The 17,831-nt window shown below is 56.9% G+C and carries 18 protein-coding genes; 15 read left to right on the plus strand and 3 right to left on the minus strand.

Going from position 1 to position 17,831, the window contains the following annotated elements; translation table 11 throughout:
- The first annotated feature begins 36 nt into the window (after window positions 1-36).
- The 12 genes from xerD (at window position 37) to PW844_RS28755 (ending at window position 11,458) form a co-directional block, all read left to right on the plus strand.
- Window positions 37-930, plus strand: coding sequence for a site-specific tyrosine recombinase XerD (gene xerD, locus PW844_RS28700; RefSeq protein ID WP_084876550.1), 894 nt, complete (start codon window positions 37-39; stop codon window positions 928-930).
- Window positions 931-952: 22 nt separating this feature from the next.
- Window positions 953-1,666: a bifunctional protein-disulfide isomerase/oxidoreductase DsbC gene (dsbC, locus tag PW844_RS28705; protein WP_299460080.1), complete on the plus strand. Its 714-nt coding sequence runs from the start codon at window positions 953-955 to the stop codon at window positions 1,664-1,666.
- A 6-nt stretch (window positions 1,667-1,672) separates the two neighbouring features.
- Window positions 1,673-3,403, plus strand: coding sequence for a single-stranded-DNA-specific exonuclease RecJ (gene recJ, locus PW844_RS28710; protein ID WP_299460083.1), 1,731 nt, complete (start codon window positions 1,673-1,675; stop codon window positions 3,401-3,403).
- Between the two features lie 96 nt (window positions 3,404-3,499).
- Window positions 3,500-4,598, plus strand: a protein-coding gene (prfB, locus tag PW844_RS28715; protein WP_299460086.1) for a peptide chain release factor 2 whose coding sequence is annotated in 2 segments (ribosomal slippage) — window positions 3,500-3,574 and window positions 3,576-4,598 — 1,098 coding nt in all. Because the reading frame shifts where the segments join, the coding sequence is not laid out codon by codon here.
- A gap of 9 nt (window positions 4,599-4,607) precedes the next feature.
- Window positions 4,608-6,128 carry a lysine--tRNA ligase gene (gene lysS / locus PW844_RS28720; RefSeq protein WP_084876547.1) on the plus strand — a complete coding sequence of 507 codons (1,521 nt, stop codon included), beginning with the start codon at window positions 4,608-4,610 and terminating at the stop codon, window positions 6,126-6,128.
- A 119-nt stretch (window positions 6,129-6,247) separates the two neighbouring features.
- Window positions 6,248-7,099, plus strand: a complete 852-nt coding sequence (locus tag PW844_RS28725) for a MurR/RpiR family transcriptional regulator (protein ID WP_299460090.1) — start codon at window positions 6,248-6,250, stop codon at window positions 7,097-7,099.
- Between the two features lie 252 nt (window positions 7,100-7,351).
- Complete coding sequence (locus PW844_RS28730) at window positions 7,352-8,188, plus strand: transporter substrate-binding domain-containing protein (RefSeq protein ID WP_299460093.1); 837 nt, start codon at window positions 7,352-7,354, stop codon at window positions 8,186-8,188.
- A gap of 2 nt (window positions 8,189-8,190) precedes the next feature.
- Entirely contained in the window at window positions 8,191-8,823 is a 633-nt protein-coding gene (locus tag PW844_RS28735) for an urea carboxylase-associated family protein (RefSeq protein WP_299460096.1), read from the plus strand.
- Window positions 8,807-9,454, plus strand: coding sequence for an urea carboxylase-associated family protein (locus tag PW844_RS28740; protein WP_299460099.1), 648 nt, complete (start codon window positions 8,807-8,809; stop codon window positions 9,452-9,454). The genes PW844_RS28735 and PW844_RS28740 overlap by 17 nt, the downstream gene beginning before the upstream one ends.
- Before the next feature lie 3 nt (window positions 9,455-9,457).
- A complete protein-coding gene (locus tag PW844_RS28745) occupies window positions 9,458-10,108 on the plus strand; it encodes an amino acid ABC transporter permease (RefSeq protein ID WP_299460102.1) in 651 nt (216 codons plus the stop codon).
- Complete coding sequence (locus PW844_RS28750) at window positions 10,108-10,773, plus strand: amino acid ABC transporter permease (protein WP_299460105.1); 666 nt, start codon at window positions 10,108-10,110, stop codon at window positions 10,771-10,773. Before PW844_RS28745 ends, PW844_RS28750 begins: the two co-directional genes overlap by 1 nt.
- Window positions 10,774-10,786: 13 nt before the next feature.
- On the plus strand, window positions 10,787-11,458 hold the full coding sequence (locus tag PW844_RS28755) for an urea carboxylase-associated family protein (RefSeq protein WP_299460108.1): 672 nt from the start codon (window positions 10,787-10,789) through the stop codon (window positions 11,456-11,458).
- A 49-nt stretch (window positions 11,459-11,507) separates the two neighbouring features.
- Here the strand turns inward: PW844_RS28755 and PW844_RS28760 are convergent, their stop codons facing one another.
- A complete protein-coding gene (locus tag PW844_RS28760; protein WP_299460111.1) occupies window positions 11,508-12,134 on the minus strand; it encodes a serine protease in 627 nt (208 codons plus the stop codon).
- Window positions 12,135-12,518: 384 nt separating this feature from the next.
- On the opposite strand from PW844_RS28760, the gene PW844_RS28765 reads away from it, so the two are divergent.
- On the plus strand, window positions 12,519-13,682 hold the full coding sequence (locus PW844_RS28765) for an MFS transporter (RefSeq protein ID WP_299460114.1): 1,164 nt from the start codon (window positions 12,519-12,521) through the stop codon (window positions 13,680-13,682).
- Here the strand turns inward: PW844_RS28765 and PW844_RS28770 are convergent.
- Complete coding sequence (locus PW844_RS28770) at window positions 13,679-14,599, minus strand: LysR family transcriptional regulator (protein ID WP_299460117.1); 921 nt, start codon at window positions 14,597-14,599, stop codon at window positions 13,679-13,681. The two genes, PW844_RS28765 and PW844_RS28770, sit on opposite strands and share 4 nt — an antisense overlap.
- Before the next feature lie 110 nt (window positions 14,600-14,709).
- Between PW844_RS28770 and lysA the strand changes: the two genes are divergently transcribed.
- Window positions 14,710-15,963, plus strand: coding sequence for a diaminopimelate decarboxylase (gene lysA / locus PW844_RS28775; RefSeq protein ID WP_299460119.1), 1,254 nt, complete (start codon window positions 14,710-14,712; stop codon window positions 15,961-15,963).
- Between the two features lie 39 nt (window positions 15,964-16,002).
- Here the strand turns inward: lysA and PW844_RS28780 are convergent, their stop codons facing one another.
- Window positions 16,003-16,314 (minus strand): PTS lactose/cellobiose transporter subunit IIA, encoded by a 312-nt coding sequence (locus PW844_RS28780; RefSeq protein WP_299460122.1) that lies wholly within the window; start codon window positions 16,312-16,314, stop codon window positions 16,003-16,005.
- Window positions 16,315-16,493: 179 nt separating this feature from the next.
- Between PW844_RS28780 and PW844_RS28785 the strand changes: the two genes are divergently transcribed.
- Window positions 16,494-17,828, plus strand: a complete 1,335-nt coding sequence (locus PW844_RS28785) for a PTS transporter subunit EIIC (RefSeq protein WP_299460125.1) — start codon at window positions 16,494-16,496, stop codon at window positions 17,826-17,828.
- Window positions 17,829-17,831: the final 3 nt, after the last annotated feature.

A 17,831-nucleotide genomic window follows, 5' to 3' on the forward strand; every position in this document is an offset into this window, starting at 1 on the left:
TAATGAGCACGATTTCACACGAGCTGGAGGGAGAGAGTGGAAGACAGTGATCTGATCGAACAGTTTCTGGATACGCTGTGGATTGAGCGCAATCTGGCACAGAATACCCTCGCATCGTATCGGCAGGATCTGCAAACCCTCACCGGCTGGCTGCACCATCATGAGCGTACCCTGCTGACGCTGGAGGCGCTCGATTTGCAGCAGTTTCTGGCAGAACGCGTGGAAGGCGGCTATAAAGCCACCAGTTCTGCGCGTACCCTGAGCGCCATCCGTCGGTTGTTTCAATATCTGTATCGTGAAAAGCTGCGCAGTGACGATCCCAGCGCATTGCTTTCCGCCCCGAAGCTGCCGCAGCGCCTGCCGAAGGATCTCAGCGAAAAGCAGGTGGAAAGCCTGTTGCAGGCACCGTCGATTGAGATCCCGCTCGAACTGCGCGACAAAGCGATGCTGGAGTTGCTCTATGCTACTGGCCTGCGCGTATCCGAGCTGGTGGGTTTAACCCTGAGCGATATCAGTCTGCGTCAGGGCGTGGTGAGGGTGATCGGTAAAGGCAACAAAGAGCGTCTTGTGCCATTGGGTGAAGAAGCGATTTACTGGCTGGAGCATTATATGGAGCATGGTCGTCCGTGGTTGCTGAACGGGCAGACGCTGGATGTGATGTTTCCCAGTAATCGGGCACAACAGATGACGCGCCAGACGTTCTGGCATCGCATCAAGCATTACGCCATCCTGGCCGGGATCGACAGTGAAAAATTGTCGCCGCATGTGCTGCGTCACGCGTTTGCCACACATTTACTGAACCACGGCGCCGATTTGCGCGTCGTACAGATGTTGCTGGGGCATAGCGACCTCTCAACCACCCAAATTTATACGCATGTCGCCACTGAGCGTCTGCGACAGTTACATCAACAGCATCATCCGCGTGCCTGACGCGCGGCAACAAGGAAATGAGATGAAAAAACAGTTAACGATGCTGGCTCTGTTGGTCAGCGCTTTTTCCGGGCTGGTTCATGCCGATGACAACGCCATCCAGCAGGCGCTGAAAAAACTCGGCCTGCAACAGACGGAGATTCAGCCGTCACCGTTGCCTGGCATCAAAACCGTGCTGACGGAAAGCGGTGTGCTGTACGTCACCGAAGATGGCAAACACATGATTCAGGGGCCGCTGTACGATGTCAGCGGTGCTCAGCCGGTCAACGTCACTAACCAGCTGCTGGAGAAAAAAGTTGCCGCGCTGGAACCGCAAATGATCGTGTACAAAGCGCCGAAAGAACAACACGTTATCACCGTGTTCTCCGATATTACCTGCGGTTACTGCCGTAAGCTGCATGAGCAGATGGCGGACTACAACGCGCTGGGCATCACCGTGCGCTATCTGGCGTTCCCGCGTGAAGGTCTGCATGGTCAGGTGGAAAAAGCGATGAAAGCGATCTGGTGTAGCGCCGATCGTAACAAAGCCTTTGATGAAGCGATGAAAGGCAACGCGCCACAGATGGATGCGCCAGCCACCTGCAAAATCGACCTCGATCAGCACTACAAACTTGGCATTCTGTTTGGTATCCAGGGCACTCCCGCCATTCTTACCGACAGCGGCATGATGATCCCTGGTTATCAGGGACCGCAGGAGCTGAAGCAGGTGCTCGATGGCCAGAAAAGTGGCGGTTAATCCACAGTGATCCATTCTGTTGAACTGCGTCGGCGTGAAATCCATGCCGACGATGCTTTACCTGCCGATTTGCCGCCGCTGCTGCGTCGGCTCTACCTGCAACGTGGTGTACGCGATGCCGCAGAACTGGAGCGCGGCGCGAAACATCTGCTGCCGTGGCAAACGTTAGGCGGCATTGAAGCCGCTGTGACCTTGCTGCATCAGATGCTGCGCGACGGTCGCCGCATTGTGGTGGTCGGCGATTTTGATGCCGACGGAGCGACCAGTACGGCGCTGACGGTGCTGGCGCTGCGCAGCCTCGGTGGCAATATCGATTATCTGGTGCCAAACCGGTTCGAAGATGGTTACGGCCTGAGCCCGGAAGTGGTGGAGCAGGCACGCGCACGCGGTGCCGAAATGATCCTCACGGTGGATAACGGTATCTCGTCCCATGCGGGCGTCGATACTGCGCATCAGCACGGTATCCCGGTGCTGGTCACGGACCACCATCTGCCTGGCGAAACACTGCCTGCCGCCGAAGCCATTGTTAACCCCAATCTGAGCGACAGCGATTTCCCCTCGCGGGCGCTGGCCGGGGTCGGCGTCGCTTTTTACCTGATGCTGGCGTTGCGTGCCCATTTGCGTACGCAAAACTGGTTTAGCGATGGGCGCAGCGAACCCAATCTGGCGGAATGGCTTGATTTGGTGGCGCTCGGCACCGTGGCGGACGTGGTGCCACTCGATGCCAATAACCGTATCCTGGTATGGCAGGGCCTGAGCCGCATTCGCGCCGGGAAATGCCGCGTGGGTATTCGTGCCTTGCTGGAAATCGCCAATCGTGATGCGCGTCAGCTGGTCGCCAGCGACCTTGGTTTCGCCATCGGCCCGCGCCTCAACGCTGCCGGGCGACTGGATGATATGTCGGTTGGGGTGGCGTTGCTGCTGACCGAGGACATCACCGAAGCACGTATGCTGGCGAACGAGCTGGATGCCCTCAATCAGACACGTAAAGAGATTGAACAGGGCATGAAAAGCGAAGCGCTGGCGCTGTGTGATGCGCTGGAGCGGCAGAATACCGACTTACCGCTGGGGCTGGCGTTTTTCCATCCCGAATGGCATCAGGGGGTGGTAGGCATTCTCGCCTCCCGCCTGAAGGAGCGTTTTCACCGTCCGGTGATTGCGTTTGCTCCGGCAGGGGATGGCACGCTGAAAGGCTCTGGCCGTTCGATTGCCGGTCTGCATCTGCGCGATGCGCTGGAACGCCTCGATACGTTATTCCCCGGCCTGATGATCAAGTTCGGCGGCCATGCGATGGCGGCGGGTTTGTCGCTGGAGGAAGCGCGTTTTGATGAGTTTCGCCAGCGTTTTGCTGCGCTAATCGATGAATGGCTGGCAGGCGAAGCATTGCAGGGGGTGATCTGGTCCGATGGCGAGTTGCGTGCGCAGGAGTTTTCGCTGCAAACCGCTGAGTTGCTGCGCGAAGCGGGTCCCTGGGGCCAGGCGTTCCCCGAGCCGGTATTTGACGGGCGCTTTAAAGTGCTGCAACAAAAACTGGTGGGCGAACGTCATCTGAAAGTGATGGTGGAGCCGGTCGGCGGCGGTCCGTTGCTGGATGGTATTGCGTTTAACGTCGATACTACCTTGTGGCCGGACAGTAGCGTGCGCCAGGTCGAACTGGCCTACAAGCTGGACATCAATGAGTATCGCGGCAACCGCTCGGTACAGCTGATTATCGACCATCTGTGGCCGCTGGCATAAGCGGCTACCAAAGCTATAAAATAAACGCGCTTTCGGTTAAACTAGCGCGTTATTATTTTCTCCTCTCACCGAATCGTCAAAAAAGACTGAAAAGCCATGTTTGAAATCAACCCGGTCAAAAACCGTATTCAGGACCTCACCGAGCGCAGCGACGTTCTTAGGGGGTATCTTTGACTACGATGCCAAGAAAGAACGCCTCGAAGAAGTAAACGCCGAGCTGGAACAACCTGACGTCTGGAACGAACCTGAGCGCGCACAGGCGCTGGGTAAAGAGCGTTCGTCGTTAGAAGCCATCGTCGATACCCTGGACCAGATGCATCAGGGTCTGGAGGACGTGCAGGGTCTGCTGGATCTGGCGGTTGAAGCCGACGACGAAGAGACCTTTAACGAAGCCGTTGCCGAGCTGGATGGACTGGAAGTCAAGCTGGGTGAACTGGAATTCCGTCGTATGTTCTCTGGCGAATATGACAGCGCCGATTGCTATATCGATTTGCAGGCCGGTTCCGGCGGCACCGAAGCGCAGGACTGGGCCAGCATGCTGATGCGTATGTATCTGCGCTGGGCAGAAGCCAAAGGCTTCAAAACTGAAATTATTGAAGAGTCAGAGGGTGAAGTGGCCGGTCTGAAATCTGCCACCATTCGCGTCTCTGGCGACTATGCTTTCGGCTGGCTGCGTACGGAAACTGGCGTTCATCGCCTGGTACGTAAGAGTCCGTTTGACTCCGGCGGCCGTCGTCACACCTCCTTCAGCTCGGCCTTTATCTACCCGGAAGTGGATGACGATATTGATATCGAAATCAACCCGGCAGATCTGCGTATTGACGTTTACCGTGCTTCGGGCGCGGGTGGTCAGCACGTTAACCGTACGGAATCCGCGGTACGTATTACCCATATTCCGACCGGCACCGTGACTCAATGTCAGAACGATCGTTCGCAGCATAAGAACAAAGATCAGGCGATGAAGCAGATGAAAGCGAAGCTGTACGAGCTTGAGATGCAGAAGAAAAATGCTGAGAAACAGGCGGCAGAAGATAACAAATCTGACATCGGCTGGGGCAGCCAGATCCGTTCGTACGTGCTGGACGATTCACGCATCAAAGATCTGCGTACTGGCGTCGAAACCCGTAACACCCAGGCGGTGCTGGACGGCGACCTCGATCGTTTTATTGAAGCAAGTTTAAAAGCAGGGCTATAAGGAACCGACATGTCTGAACAACAACCGCAGAGCGCTGACGCCGCACTTGAGTTAAATAACGAACTGAAAACGCGTCGCGAAAAACTCAGCGCGCTGCGTGAAACCGGCGTGGCGTTTCCTAACGATTTCCGCCGTGACACCACCTCCGATAAGCTGCACGCCAGCTATGATGAGAAAAGCAACGAAGAGTTGGAAGATCTCGGCATTGAGGTGAGCGTGGCTGGTCGTATGATGACTCGCCGTATTATGGGCAAAGCCTCGTTTGTCACCCTGCAGGACGTCGGTGGCCGCATCCAGCTGTATGTGGCGCGTGATGACCTGGCAGAAGGCATCTACAACGAACAGTTCAAGAAGTGGGATCTCGGCGATATCCTTGGCGCCCGCGGTAAGCTGTTCAAAACCAAAACGGGTGAACTGTCGATCCATTGCTCTGAGCTGCGCCTGCTGACCAAAGCGCTGCGTCCGCTGCCGGACAAATTCCACGGCCTGGCCGATCAGGAAACCCGTTATCGTCAGCGTTACCTCGACCTGATCGCCAACGACGAATCACGTCACACCTTCCAGGTTCGCTCCAAAATCATGGCCGGTATCCGCCAGTTCATGGTTGGTCGCGACTTTATGGAAGTGGAAACCCCAATGATGCAGGTGATTCCGGGTGGTGCTTCGGCGCGTCCGTTTATTACCCATCACAATGCGTTGGACATCGATATGTACCTGCGTATTGCGCCGGAACTGTATCTGAAGCGTCTGGTGGTCGGTGGTTTTGACCGCGTATTCGAGATTAACCGTAACTTCCGTAACGAAGGGATTTCGCCACGTCATAACCCAGAGTTCACCATGATGGAACTCTACATGGCGTATGCGGATTACAAAGATCTGATCGAGCTGACCGAAAGCCTGTTCCGCACCCTGGCGCAGGACGTGCTCGGCACCACGGAAGTGCCGTACGGTGAACACAGCTTCGATTTCGGTAAGCCGTTCGAAAAACTCACCATGCGTGAAGCGATCAAAAAATACCGTCCGGAAACCGATCTGGCCGATCTGGATAACTTCGACAAAGCCGTGGCGATTGCTCACTCTCTGCACATCAAAGTGGAGAAAAGCTGGGGTCTGGGCCGTGTTGTGACCGAGATCTTCGAAGAAACCGCTGAAGCACATCTGATCCAGCCGACCTTCATCACCGAATATCCGGCTGAGGTGTCACCGCTGGCGCGTCGTAATGACGAGAACCCGGAAATCACTGACCGCTTTGAATTCTTCATCGGCGGCCGTGAAATCGGTAACGGCTTCTCCGAGCTGAACGATGCAGAAGACCAGGCGGAGCGTTTCCTGCAACAGGTGAATGCCAAAGATGCAGGCGATGACGAAGCGATGTTCTACGACGAAGATTATGTTACTGCGCTGGAACACGGCCTGCCGCCGACTGCGGGCCTGGGTATCGGTATCGACCGTATGGTGATGTTGTTTACCAACAGCCACACCATCCGCGACGTGATCCTGTTCCCGGCGCTGCGCCCGTCAGGCAAATAATCGCATTGCCATACCAAAAAATGGTCGCCTTCAGGGCGACCTTTTTTTTGCCATAAAAATCCTGATGACAACCCGGCACGCTCTGTGCAGGATGGTTTTTTTATTTGCAGGGAATCACCATGAGTGCAAAAGCGGCATCGTTAGAAGGCCGGATTCGTCAGCACTGGGATCAACTCTCCAGCCACGAACAGCGGCTGGCTGATGTATTGCTGGCTGCACCCGGTCAGCTCGCCATGAACACGGCGACAGAACTGGCCCACAGCGCCGGGGTCTCCAAAGCCACCACGACGCGTTTCTTCCGTCATCTCGGTTATGAAAGCTACGAAGCGGCACGCCGTCAGGCGCGTGACATGCAAAGCAGCGGATCACCGCTTTATTTGCAGGTTGTCCCCAGCGCCTCACCGCTCGACAGCATCATGCAGCAGCATCTGGAAAAAGAGATCGCCAATCTGGTCAACAGCTACCGTACGCTGGAAAGCGCTCAGCTGCACGAGGCGGTTGCTGCTATCGCCCGCGCGCGGCGCGTGGTGGTGATGGGCTGGCGTCATAGCCAGACTATCGCGCAGCTGATTTATCGGGACCTGATTCATGTCCATCCCGATGTGCGTTTGCTGCCACGTCCCGGCGATTCGCTGGCGGAACATCTCGCCTCGCTGGGTGAGCAGGATGTGGCGATCTGTGTCGGCCTGCGCCGCCGTATGCCGGTACTCGACGCAGCGATGAATGCGCTGGCGGAGCGGCAGGTACCGATGTTGTATCTGGCCGATGTGTTGTCCGGCAAACCGGCGCGCCACGCCCAATGGGTGGTACGCTGCCACACCGACAGCAGCCTGATTTTCGACAGCACCGCCGCACTGTCCGGCATCTGCAATCTGTTGTGTTCACTGGTGGCACGCCAGATGGGCAAAGCCAGCAATGATTACCTCGCGCAGGTTGAAGCGCTGCACCAATCCCTCGACGAGCTCGAATAACGCCCCACGCTGGCGCATTCTGCGCCAGTTTTTGCCCTGAAATGGTGCATCCGGTGTTGCCCGGTTCCCTGCTGTTTCATTAGCAATGAAATCATAGAAACTTAAAATAAAAATAAAGAAACAATCGTTTCTCAATGATTGTACAGGGAAAAGTGATCACTCTGCCCCCTGGTGCGATCGGTGCGTGAAAAATCTGGCACAAAATATGCTCAGTAGAAAAAGACATTTCACCAACACCAGGGAAACACCATAATGAAAAAAACAGCAATGCTGATTGCCGCACTTTTGTCTGTTGGTACGCTGGCGCAGGCGCAAGCCGACACGCTGGCCGACATCAAAAGCAGCGGCAAAATCACCGTCGGTATCGACCCGACATTTCCTCCGTATGAATACACCGACGACAGTGGTGCGATCACCGGCTACAGCGTGGCGATCATGCAGTCTTTCGCCAAAGACCTCGGTGTGAAACTTGAGTTTCAGAAAACCGCGTTCAGCGGCATTTTGCCGGGCCTGATTTCCGGCTCGTTTAACGCTGAAGGTTCCTCCCTGAACGTCACCGCCGAGCGCGCGAAGAAAGTGCTGTTCACCGTGCCATACAGCAAAACCGTTAACGGTGTACTGGTGCGCGAAGATGAAGCCAAAACCTTCAGTGGCAAAACTCTCAGCCCGGAAAGCCTGTCTGGTCTGCGCGGTGCGGTGAAAACCGCCAGCGTGCCGGAGCAGTTGCTGAAAGGGTTTAACGAAGAGCTGAAAAAAGCCGGTAAAAAACCGATCACCATCATCAGCGTCGATTCTCTTGATCAAACAGTCAGCACCCTGATGACCAAACGCGCCGATTTCGTTTACGACGATATCTCGGTGCTGGCACCGGTGGTGAAGAAGTATCCGAGCAAAGTGGCGCAGGTGGGCGAGGTCGGTCCGTCACAGTGGATGGGTTGGGCAACACGTAAAGAAGACGGCAGCCTGAACAAAGCCCTGAGCGACCATATTCTGGCGATGCAGAAAGATGGCGAGCTGACCAAACTTCAGCAGCAGTATCTCGGCACCACTTTTACCGTGCCGGCCAGCGATTTCATTCCCCAGGAGTAAGTATGTGTCAGTCAACCCTGACGGTCCCGGCAGGCTTTGGTAAAACCTTCCGTGTGCGCAAAGGTCAGTTTATTACCGTCATTGATAGTGAAGGGCAGCAGGCCGCGGATTTTGTCGCGGTCAATGCCGACGACCTGAACGAAAAGCTGTCGCCAGTGCATACCCGCCAGCATCTGCGTTCGCTGTTCTTTAAACCTGGCGATGCGCTGTGGTCGAGTGAAAACCGCCCGCTGCTGCGCATTGTCGCGGACACCATCGGTATCCACGATGCGAATGTCCCTGCCTGTGACCGTACGCGTTTCAGCGTTGATTTCGGCGTTGAGGGGCATCGCAACTGCGTTGATAACCTGCTGGAAGGGATGAAAGCCTTTGGCGTGACGTACTTCACTCTGCCGGAACCGTTCAATCTGTTCCAGAACGGCCCGGTCACCGCCGATGGGCGGATGGAAGTCACCGATCCCCACAGCAAGGCGGGCGACAGCATCACCTTTGAAGCGCTGTGCGACCTGATTTGCTCGGTATCGTCCTGCCCGCAGGACATCATTCCGGGTAACGGCTTGCAGGTGACACCTATCGATATTCGCGTCAGCGATCACTACCACACCGGGGAGATACCGCATGTTGCTGATGCGTGAGAGTTATGAAGAGAGCGCGGAGCGCACCCTGGCGGCACCGGTTGAGGTGGCTGCGGGGAGTGTGGCATCGATTCGCGTGCTGCGTGGTCAGTTGCTGCGTATCACCGCGCTGGGGGAGGGGGCGGTAGCCTCGCTGTTTGGTTTTAGTTTGCAGGATCCGGCGGTATGGCTGTCGGTGCACCATACTCGTGTCTTCAGCAACAGTTATCTGCTCGGCTCCGGTATGCGCCTGGTCAACAACCGTCGCCGTCCGATGATGGTGCTGGGTAAAGACAGCGTCAAACGTCATGACTTGCTGCTGCCGGGTTCCACCACGGCGTTTCTGGCGCAACGTGGCTACGGTGGTGAGGGCTGCATTGAAGGTATAAGCCGCGAGCTGGCGCGTCTGGGTATGACGGTGCCGAAGCTGCCGGATCCGATCAATCTGTTTATGCACGTCAAACTGACGCGTGACGGCGACATCCTGCCAGAAACCAACCTGACTCAGGCTGGCGACAGCATTACCTGTCGTGTGGTGATGGATACGCGCTTTATCGTCTCTGCCTGCAACACCGGTATTGAGGGCAACGACAAGCCCGCACCGTTGCGACTGGCGGTGGCGGAAAACCTGACGGACTTTAACGCGGAGTAAGCGATGGGGCTGGATCAACAGGTAGTGGCCGCGCTGCCGGAACTGGGGCACGGTCTGCTGATGACGCTGGTACTGACGGTGCTGGCATCATTGGTGAGCGTAGTGATGGGGCAGCTTGGCTGCTTCCTGCAACTGCGCCGGGCCTGGATCTGGCGCGCCATTGGCCGCCTCTACGTTAGCCTGATGCGCGGCACCCCAGCCATTGTTCAGCTTTTTGTGGTGTTCTTTACCTTGCCGCGTCTGGGGCTGGGTGGTCAGCCGATGCTTGCAGCTGTGGTGGCGATTGGTCTGAACAGTGGGGCTTACGTGGCGGAAATTCTGCGCGTCAACCGTAGCCTGGTGACGCGCGGGCAACTGGAAGCCGCCCGGACGCTGGGGTTAAGCCGCGCGCTCACCTGGTGGTATGTCATCAATCCTCAGGTAATGCGTGCCAGCCTGCCGATGCTGGTGAATGAGTTCACCATTTTGCTGAAAACCACCCCGCTGGCCTCAGTGGTGGCGCTGACAGAACTGACCTACGCCGGTCAGATTGTTATCGCCCGCACCTATGACGCCACTCAGGTGCTGCTGCTGGTAGCGGCCGGTTATCTGCTGATTGCGCTGCCGTTAATCGGTGCGGCACGACATGTGGAAGCAAAACGGAGACTGGCATAGTGGATTGGCAGGCAATTATTACCTCGCTGCCATCGTTAGGGGATGGCCTGGTGGCAACCCTGCAATTGTGTGCGGTGGCGGCGCTGTGTTCACTGCTGTGGGGGGCGTTGATGGCAACCATGCTGATGCGAGCCTCACCGTTCTGGCAGCGATTGCTCAATATTTACAGCGGGTTAACCCTGGCACTGCCGTTGCTGGTGGTGATTTATCTGCTCTATTTTGTGTTGCCGGAGTACGACATCACCCTGTCTTCGCCGGTGGTCGGCGTGCTGGCGCTGACGCTCTATTACGCACCTTACATTGCGCAGGTGATCCGTGCGGCGATTGCCGCGCTGCCGAAGGGGCAGTGGGAGGCGTGTCGGGTGCTGGGGCTGAGCCGCAGCGAGCAACTGCGCGATGTGGTGTTGCCGCAGACACTGCCGCAAATGCTGTCACCGCTGGTCGGGTTAACCATTGGTTTGATTAAAGACTCTGCGCTGCTGTCGGTGGTTTCGGTGCAGGAGTTTATGTACGCCGCCAAACAGGCAATTTCTGATACTTACGCGCCGCTGGAGATCTACCTGACAGTAGCGCTCTGCTACTGGCTGCTGAACAGCCTGATCGACTGGCTGGCGCGCTGTCTTGAATCCCGCATGACGCGCTATCGTCGCGGCATGCAGCATTAATCTGGAGAACAACATGTCGGCTGAATATCAGCATCGTGCAACCATGACCATTCCGGCGCGCTACGGTAAAGCGGTGCGTCTTAATAAGGGCGAAGCGGTGCAGGTGATTAACCTGCACGGTACCCAGGTGGTGGATTGCTGGGCCTACAACGCGGATGACGTCAGTGAATATATGTGTATGGAGGCGACACGCGTCTGGAACCAGCGCCTCAATCCAAAGGTGGGCGATAGTTTTATTACCAGCCAGCGCCACCCGATTCTGACGCTGGTGGCGGATACCTCGCCTGGGGTGCACGATACTTTTATGGCGGCCTGTGATGCACGTCGCTATGAACTGCTGGGCTGCACCGAGCCGCACCGCAACTGCCACGATAACCTGCACGAAGGGCTGGCGGAGCTGGGCGTGCAACTGCCGCACGGCAATCTGGCGTCGTTCAATATCTTTATGAACATCCAGGTGCAAAGTGATGGCATCACCCTGAAGACGTTGCCGGTGGTCACTAAACCGGGCGATTACATCGTGCTGCGCGCTGAGATGGATTGCTTTGTGGCGTTCTCGGCCTGTCCGCAGGATATCGTCAGCATCCAGGGGCAGGGCGATAACACCCCGCGCGACGCTGAGCTGCGAATTCTCACCGACGGGTTTTCGCAGGTGACATTACAGGGGCCGTGGGTGCCGGCATAACAGGTTAAACTGCTTGCACTGAATCGTAATTGCGCGATTTATCGCGCAATTACGATTTCATCACCCCATCCAGCCACTTCTGGAAGCGCGCATAAGGGATATACAGCGCCACATCCTTGTACAGGGTTTTACCGCTGTGGTTATCGTTGATCCGGCTGCTGTAGCCGACGATCACCCCGGCTAAGGTGTTGTCGCTGGCGTTATACACCGCACCACCGGACATGCCCTTCACCACGCCCGCATTGGCGGCCACCACCACGCAGCTGGGTTTGTTCCAGTCATTCGCCAGCGTGGTATTGATCAGGTTCTGACCGGTGGAGGCCACCGGCATCGCGCTGATAAAGCTGTAGCCATAGAGATTGATGTTGTCGCCAATTCGCCCATTACGAAAGTGCGGCGGGAGATCGGACTCGCTGTTTTTGTGGTACACCACGGCAAGATCGCATTCGGGGTGCCAGGCCTTCACCCGATACATCGAGTATTTCGCCACATGCGCGGCCGTCAGGCTGTACTCGGGAGTCAGGGGAATCACTGAGCCGAGCGCACCGACACCCAGCACGGTAGGAATGCCGGTGAAGGTCATATCGACGCGCTTTTGCGCCTCTTTACTGTACTCGTAGTGCCCGACCGAGCAGCCACTCAGACAGCCAATCGTTACGGCTATGAGCCATCGCATACGCTCTCCCCTTTGAAGAATGACGAGACATTACCAGGCAATCCATTGGGGTATCGGCAACGCGGAAATTTCCTTTAAGGATTGATTCCCCGTCGAAATGCGACGGTGATCACAACCCGTCTTCAAGAGTAGCGTGAAAAAATCGTTCTGTTTCAGGAATGAGAAAACACCGAAGGGGTACAGATCCGCTCTCTGCGTGAGCGGTGAACGATTATTGCGGCAGCGGCAAAATAACCTTGCGGCATGCGGGGTGTATGGCGGAAAGTGGCTATGCTTTAATACGCGTTGTGACGCAGATCAAAAATTAATAAGCGTCTGCTATCACCGTTCCGCGTTCGTGGAACGGCCTGCCTGCATAAATTATCGTTATTGGGAGAGTGTGTTATGCCTGTTGCATTACTGGCGCTGGCGCTGAGTGCGTTCGCCATCGGCACCACGGAATTTGTCATCATGGGATTACTGCCGGAAGTGGCGGGTGATCTGCAAGTGTCGATTCCTTCTGCGGGATGGCTGATCAGTGGCTATGCGTTGGGCGTCGCCATCGGTGCCCCGATTATGGCGCTGCTGACAGCAAAACTGCCGCGTAAACGTACCCTGGTTCTGCTGATGTGTATCTTCATCGTCGGCAATGTCTTGTGTGCGCTGGCCTACAGCTACAATCTGCTGATGCTGGCACGCATTGTCACCGCGCTGTGTCACGGTGCGTTTTTCGGCATCGGTTCCGTGGTGGCGGCCAGCCTGGTAGCCCCGAGCCGTCAGGCATCGGCAGTGGCGTTGATGTTCACCGGTCTGACGCTGGCGAACGTGCTCGGCGTGCCGCTGGGCACCTGGTTTGGTCAGATGTTTGGCTGGCGCGCTACCTTCTGGGGGGTGGCGATTATCGGCATCCTCGCCTTTATCGCGTTGATCGTCAGCCTGCCTACTAACAAAGACGAGAAGCCGGTGCATCTGGCGAGTGAAGTCAGCGCGCTGGCGAACGGCAAACTGTGGCTGTCGCTGCTGATGACGGTGTTTTTTGCGGCGGCAATGTTTGCGCTGTTCAGCTATATCGCGCCGCTGCTGTTGCAGGTCACCGGTATCAGCGATCGCGGCGTCAGCTGGACGTTGTTCCTGATTGGTGCGGGTCTGACGGTGGGTAACATTCTTGGCGGCAAGCTGGCTGACTGGAAAGTTTCTTTCAGCCTGATCCTCAGCTTCTCACTGATTGCGGTGTTCTCGCTGCTGTTCAGCTGGACCAGCCATGCACTGTGGCTGGCAGAGATCACCCTGTTCCTGTGGGCGATGGCGACCTTCGCCACCGTACCGGGGTTGCAAATCAACGTGGTACGCCACGGTAAAGACGCGCCAAACCTGGTATCAACCCTGAACATTTCCGCGTTTAACGTCGGCAATGCACTGGGAGCCTGGGTCGGTGGCGCGGTGATCGACAGAGGCTACGGCCTGACCTCGGTACCGGTGGCCGCTGCGGCGCTGGCGGTGGTGGGCCTGGTGGTCTGCCTGATGACCTTCCGTAAATCAGGTGGGCAGGGCGAGGCGGTGCGCGCTTAAGCCAGCCGCTCGGCAATGCGCTGAGGGAACGCGGCGACCTGCTGTTGCAGATGGTCGCAGAAGTGATCCACCAGCGCAGACGCCGGACGGTGTTGCGGGCGTACCAGGCTGATGGTAAATGGCACCGCAATGCTGAACCGGCGCATCACCACACCGCTGTCGGCGTAATCCAGCGCCGTCAGCGGATTCACGATCGAAATCCCCACCCCGGCGCGCACCATCGCGCACACCGACGCCGCGCTATGCGTCTCCAGCACCAGTCGTCGTTCCACCCCTTGCTCATGAAACAACGTATCCAGTAACTGACGATAGCTGTCACTGCGTGACAGGCTGACGTAGTTTTGCCCGTGGAAATCCTGCGGCGTCAGCACCGCACGCTGGCACAGCGGATGCTGGGGCGGCAGCACACACACTTCATCGCAGGTCAGCAGCGCAACACGCTCGGTGCCTGCCGGGGCATGCTGGGTTTCCGTCAGCCCCAGATCGTAACGCTGCGCCGACAGCCACTCCTCCAGCAGCGGTGACTCCTGCGGAATGATGTTCATGCTGACCTGCGGATAACGCTGCAAAAATGGCTGACACAGCGGTGGCAGCAGCGATTGAGAAAACACCGGCAGGCAGGCGATGGAGAGTTCGCCCTGGCGGAACTGACGTAAACCTTCGGCGGCATCCATGATGCGATCCAGCCCGTACCACGAGCGCTGCACCTCTTCGAACAGGCGCAGCCCTTGCACCGTGGGTTGTAAGCGGCCACGTACCCGCTCAAACAGTTGCAGCCCGAGCTGCTGTTCCAGCCGTGCCAGTTCGCGGCTGACGGTAGGCTGTGAGGTATGCAGCAGCGTGGCCGCCTGGGTCAGGTTGCCGCTGGTCATCACCGCGTGGAAAATTTCGATATGTCGCCAGTTAATTTTTGCCATACAGCCTCCGTCGCAATCCATATCATATTTGCATAGCTGCCAGTAAAACAGATATTTTTCTGCATGGATGGGCTGTGGCTAAATAGCCTTAACGTCACAGGAGAATTGCTATGCCACGTCCATTGAATAACACCGTCACGGCGCTGACTGCCGCCAATTTGCTGCCACTGGCGCAGCGCTATGCCGGCCCGTTCTGGGCTTATGATGCCAGCGTCATCCAGCAGCGCATTGCGCAGCTGAGCCAGTTCGACGTGGTGCGCTTCGCCCAGAAAGCCTGCTCGAATATTCATATTCTGCGCCTGATGCGCGCGGCGGGCGTGAAGGTGGATTCCGTCTCACTGGGAGAGATTGAGCGTGCGCTGGTTGCCGGTTATCAGCCGGGTGGCGAAGATATCGTGTTCACCGCTGACGTGTTCGATCAACCCACGCTGGCGCGTATTGCCGAGCTGAAAGTGCCGGTGAACGCCGGTTCAGTGGATATGCTGCATCAACTCGGGGCGGTATCAAAGGGCCATGCGGTGTGGCTGCGTATCAACCCTGGCTTTGGCCATGGCCACAGCCAGAAAACCAACACCGGCGGCGAGAACAGCAAGCACGGTATCTGGCACAGCGATCTGCCGCAGGCGCTGGCGGCGATCCAGCAGCATGGCCTGCGTCTGGTGGGTCTGCATATGCATATCGGTTCTGGCGTGGATTACGGTCATCTGCAGCAGGTGTGCGACGCGATGGTCGATCAGGTGGCGGCGTTTGGTCAGGATCTGGAAGCGATCTCTGCCGGTGGCGGCTTGTCGATCCCTTACCGCTTCGGTGAAGAAGCGATCGATACGGATCATTACTACGGCCTGTGGAACGGCGCGCGTGAACGTATCGCGGCGCACCTGGGGCATGCGGTGAAACTGGAAATCGAACCGGGCCGTTTCCTGGTGGCAGAATCCGGCGTGCTGGTTTCACAGGTCCGTGCGGTGAAAGATATGGGTAGCCGTCACTTTGTGCTGGTGGATGCGGGCTTCAGTGATCTGATGCGTCCGGCGATGTACGGCAGCTATCACCATATCTCCCTGTTGCCTGCTGATGGCCGCGCGGTGGATGAAAGCCAGACGGTGGCGAGCGTGGTAGCCGGTCCGCTGTGCGAATCGGGCGATGTCTTTACCCAGCTGGAAGGCGGCAAGGTGGAAACCCGCGACTTACCGGCGGCCGAGGTCGGTGATTATCTGGTATTCCACGATACCGGCGCTTATGGCGCATCGATGTCATCCAATTACAATAGCCGTCCGCTGATCCCGGAAGTGTTGTTTGAAAACGGCAGCGCGCGCGAGATTCGCCGCGCGCAGACCATCCAGGAGCTGCTGGCACTGGAGCTGTAAGCCCCGCCATGTTCCGTAGCGGCGCGATTTATCGCGCCGCTACATATTGTGCAGTTCTTTGCGCAGTAGAACCATTTCCTCTGCCAGATCGCGGCACAGCATTGCGGTCATCAAATGATCCTGCGCGTGCACCAGAATCAGGGTCACCGGCACTTTGCCGCAACCTTCATCGGCCCCAATTAACGCGGTCTGAATCTTATGCGCGGCCTTGGCCGCTTCGTCCGATGCGCGTAATGCCGCCTCTGCTCCGTCCCAGTCTTTTTTGCGCGACTGCTGGATCGCCATCATCGCCTGAGATCGTGCTTCTCCCGCATTAATCAGCAGTTCCATCATCGTTTGTTCAAAATCCATACTCGCCTCACTTATTGGTATGCCAAATTCACGTTTTTGATGCTACCGGAATACCAAAAAGAGTTTCCGCGAACATGATCACAGAAATAACTCGCAATGATCGTCATTTTGGTATGCCACAACAGGGAAGCTGACGCACAACACAGGAATGCTTCATCCAAACCACCGAGGGTTGACCCATGTCTCTACAGGACCGTCTTATCGATTCTCTGGGTAGCTTTGCCACGCGTTTCAATAGCTACCGCTACATCATGGCGATTAAAGCCTCCTTCATTACGCTGATGCCGGTGATCATCGTTGGCGCATTTTCGGTGTTGATCTCCAATATGGTGCTCGATGCGAAAAATGGTCTCGCCAGCTTTCCGATGCTGGCGTTTCTCGCCGATCTGAAACCGATTACCAGCAGCATCAACTACGCCACCCTGAGTTTTCTCAACATTGGCGCGGTATTTCTGATTGGTATCGAGCTCGGGCGGATCAACGGCATAAAAACGTTGTTTCCCGGCCTGCTGGCGATTATCTGCTTTATCTCCGTTACGCCGACCACCTTGCAGATGCTGGTCGATGGTCAGATGCATCTGGTCACCGATGTGCTGGCGAAGCAGTTCTCCGATACCAAAAGCCTGTTTCTCGGCATGTTTATCGCCATCCTTTCGGTGGAGATTTACTGTCGGCTGGAGCATGTCGAGCGGCTGAAAATCAAAATGCCGGACACCGTGCCGCCTAACGTTTCCGCCTCTTTCTCGGCGCTGATCCCGTCGATTATCACCGTGACGCTGGTTGCCACCTTCGGCTTTATCTTCCACCAGCTGACTGGCATGTATCTGTATGACGCGGTCTACAAAGTGGTGCAGCAGCCGCTGGAATCGGTGGTGCAGAGCCTGTGGGGCATTCTGCTGCTGATGTTTGTCGCCCAGCTGTTCTGGGTGATCGGCATTCATGGCAATCAGATGGTGAAACCGATTCGTGAACCGCTGCTGCTGGGGGCGATTCTGGTGAATATGAACGCCTTCGAGCAGGGCAAAGAGGTGCCGAATATCATCACCATGCCGTTCTGGGATGTGTATATGAGTATTGGCGGCTCCGGGCTGACCATTGGCCTGCTGACCGCGGTAATGCTGGCAACCAAACGCAAAGAGATGCGCGAGATTGCCAAGTTATCCCTCGGCCCCGGCCTGTTTAACATCAATGAGCCGGTGATTTTTGGTATGCCGATCATGCTCAACCCGATCCTTGCTATTCCCTTCATCATCACCCCGCTGGTGACCGGTTCGATTGGCTACTTCGCTACGGTAATGGGCTTTGCCGGGAAAGCGGTGGTCATGGTGCCCTGGACCACGCCACCGATTATCAATGCCTGGCTGTCCACGGCGGGATCGATGGGCGCAGTGGTCACTCAAATCATCTGCATCGGCGTGTCGGTGTTGATCTACCTGCCATTCGTCAAAGTGGCGGCGCGTCGTGCCGAAGCGGCAGAGGCGAAAAACCTGCAACCGGAACTGGCGCAAAACTAAGGA

Origin of the sequence: Pantoea sp. (genome assembly GCF_028283705.1) — a bacterium.
GTDB lineage: Bacteria > Pseudomonadota > Gammaproteobacteria > Enterobacterales > Enterobacteriaceae > Pantoea.

Coding starts and splice junctions, on each gene's coding strand:
- PW844_RS28770 (WP_299460117.1), bottom strand. CDS start 14,599: ATGGCAAAAATTAACTGGCGACATATCGAAATTTTCCACGCGGTGATG.
- PW844_RS28785 (WP_299460125.1), top strand. CDS start 16,494: ATGTCTCTACAGGACCGTCTTATCGATTCTCTGGGTAGCTTTGCCACG.
- PW844_RS28780 (WP_299460122.1), bottom strand. CDS start 16,314: ATGGATTTTGAACAAACGATGATGGAACTGCTGATTAATGCGGGAGAA.
- PW844_RS28765 (WP_299460114.1), top strand. CDS start 12,519: ATGCCTGTTGCATTACTGGCGCTGGCGCTGAGTGCGTTCGCCATCGGC.
- PW844_RS28760 (WP_299460111.1), bottom strand. CDS start 12,134: ATGCGATGGCTCATAGCCGTAACGATTGGCTGTCTGAGTGGCTGCTCG.
- PW844_RS28730 (WP_299460093.1), top strand. CDS start 7,352: ATGAAAAAAACAGCAATGCTGATTGCCGCACTTTTGTCTGTTGGTACG.
- lysA (WP_299460119.1), top strand. CDS start 14,710: ATGCCACGTCCATTGAATAACACCGTCACGGCGCTGACTGCCGCCAAT.
- PW844_RS28755 (WP_299460108.1), top strand. CDS start 10,787: ATGTCGGCTGAATATCAGCATCGTGCAACCATGACCATTCCGGCGCGC.
- PW844_RS28745 (WP_299460102.1), top strand. CDS start 9,458: ATGGGGCTGGATCAACAGGTAGTGGCCGCGCTGCCGGAACTGGGGCAC.
- dsbC (WP_299460080.1), top strand. CDS start 953: ATGAAAAAACAGTTAACGATGCTGGCTCTGTTGGTCAGCGCTTTTTCC.
- PW844_RS28735 (WP_299460096.1), top strand. CDS start 8,191: ATGTGTCAGTCAACCCTGACGGTCCCGGCAGGCTTTGGTAAAACCTTC.
- PW844_RS28725 (WP_299460090.1), top strand. CDS start 6,248: ATGAGTGCAAAAGCGGCATCGTTAGAAGGCCGGATTCGTCAGCACTGG.
- lysS (WP_084876547.1), top strand. CDS start 4,608: ATGTCTGAACAACAACCGCAGAGCGCTGACGCCGCACTTGAGTTAAAT.
- PW844_RS28740 (WP_299460099.1), top strand. CDS start 8,807: ATGTTGCTGATGCGTGAGAGTTATGAAGAGAGCGCGGAGCGCACCCTG.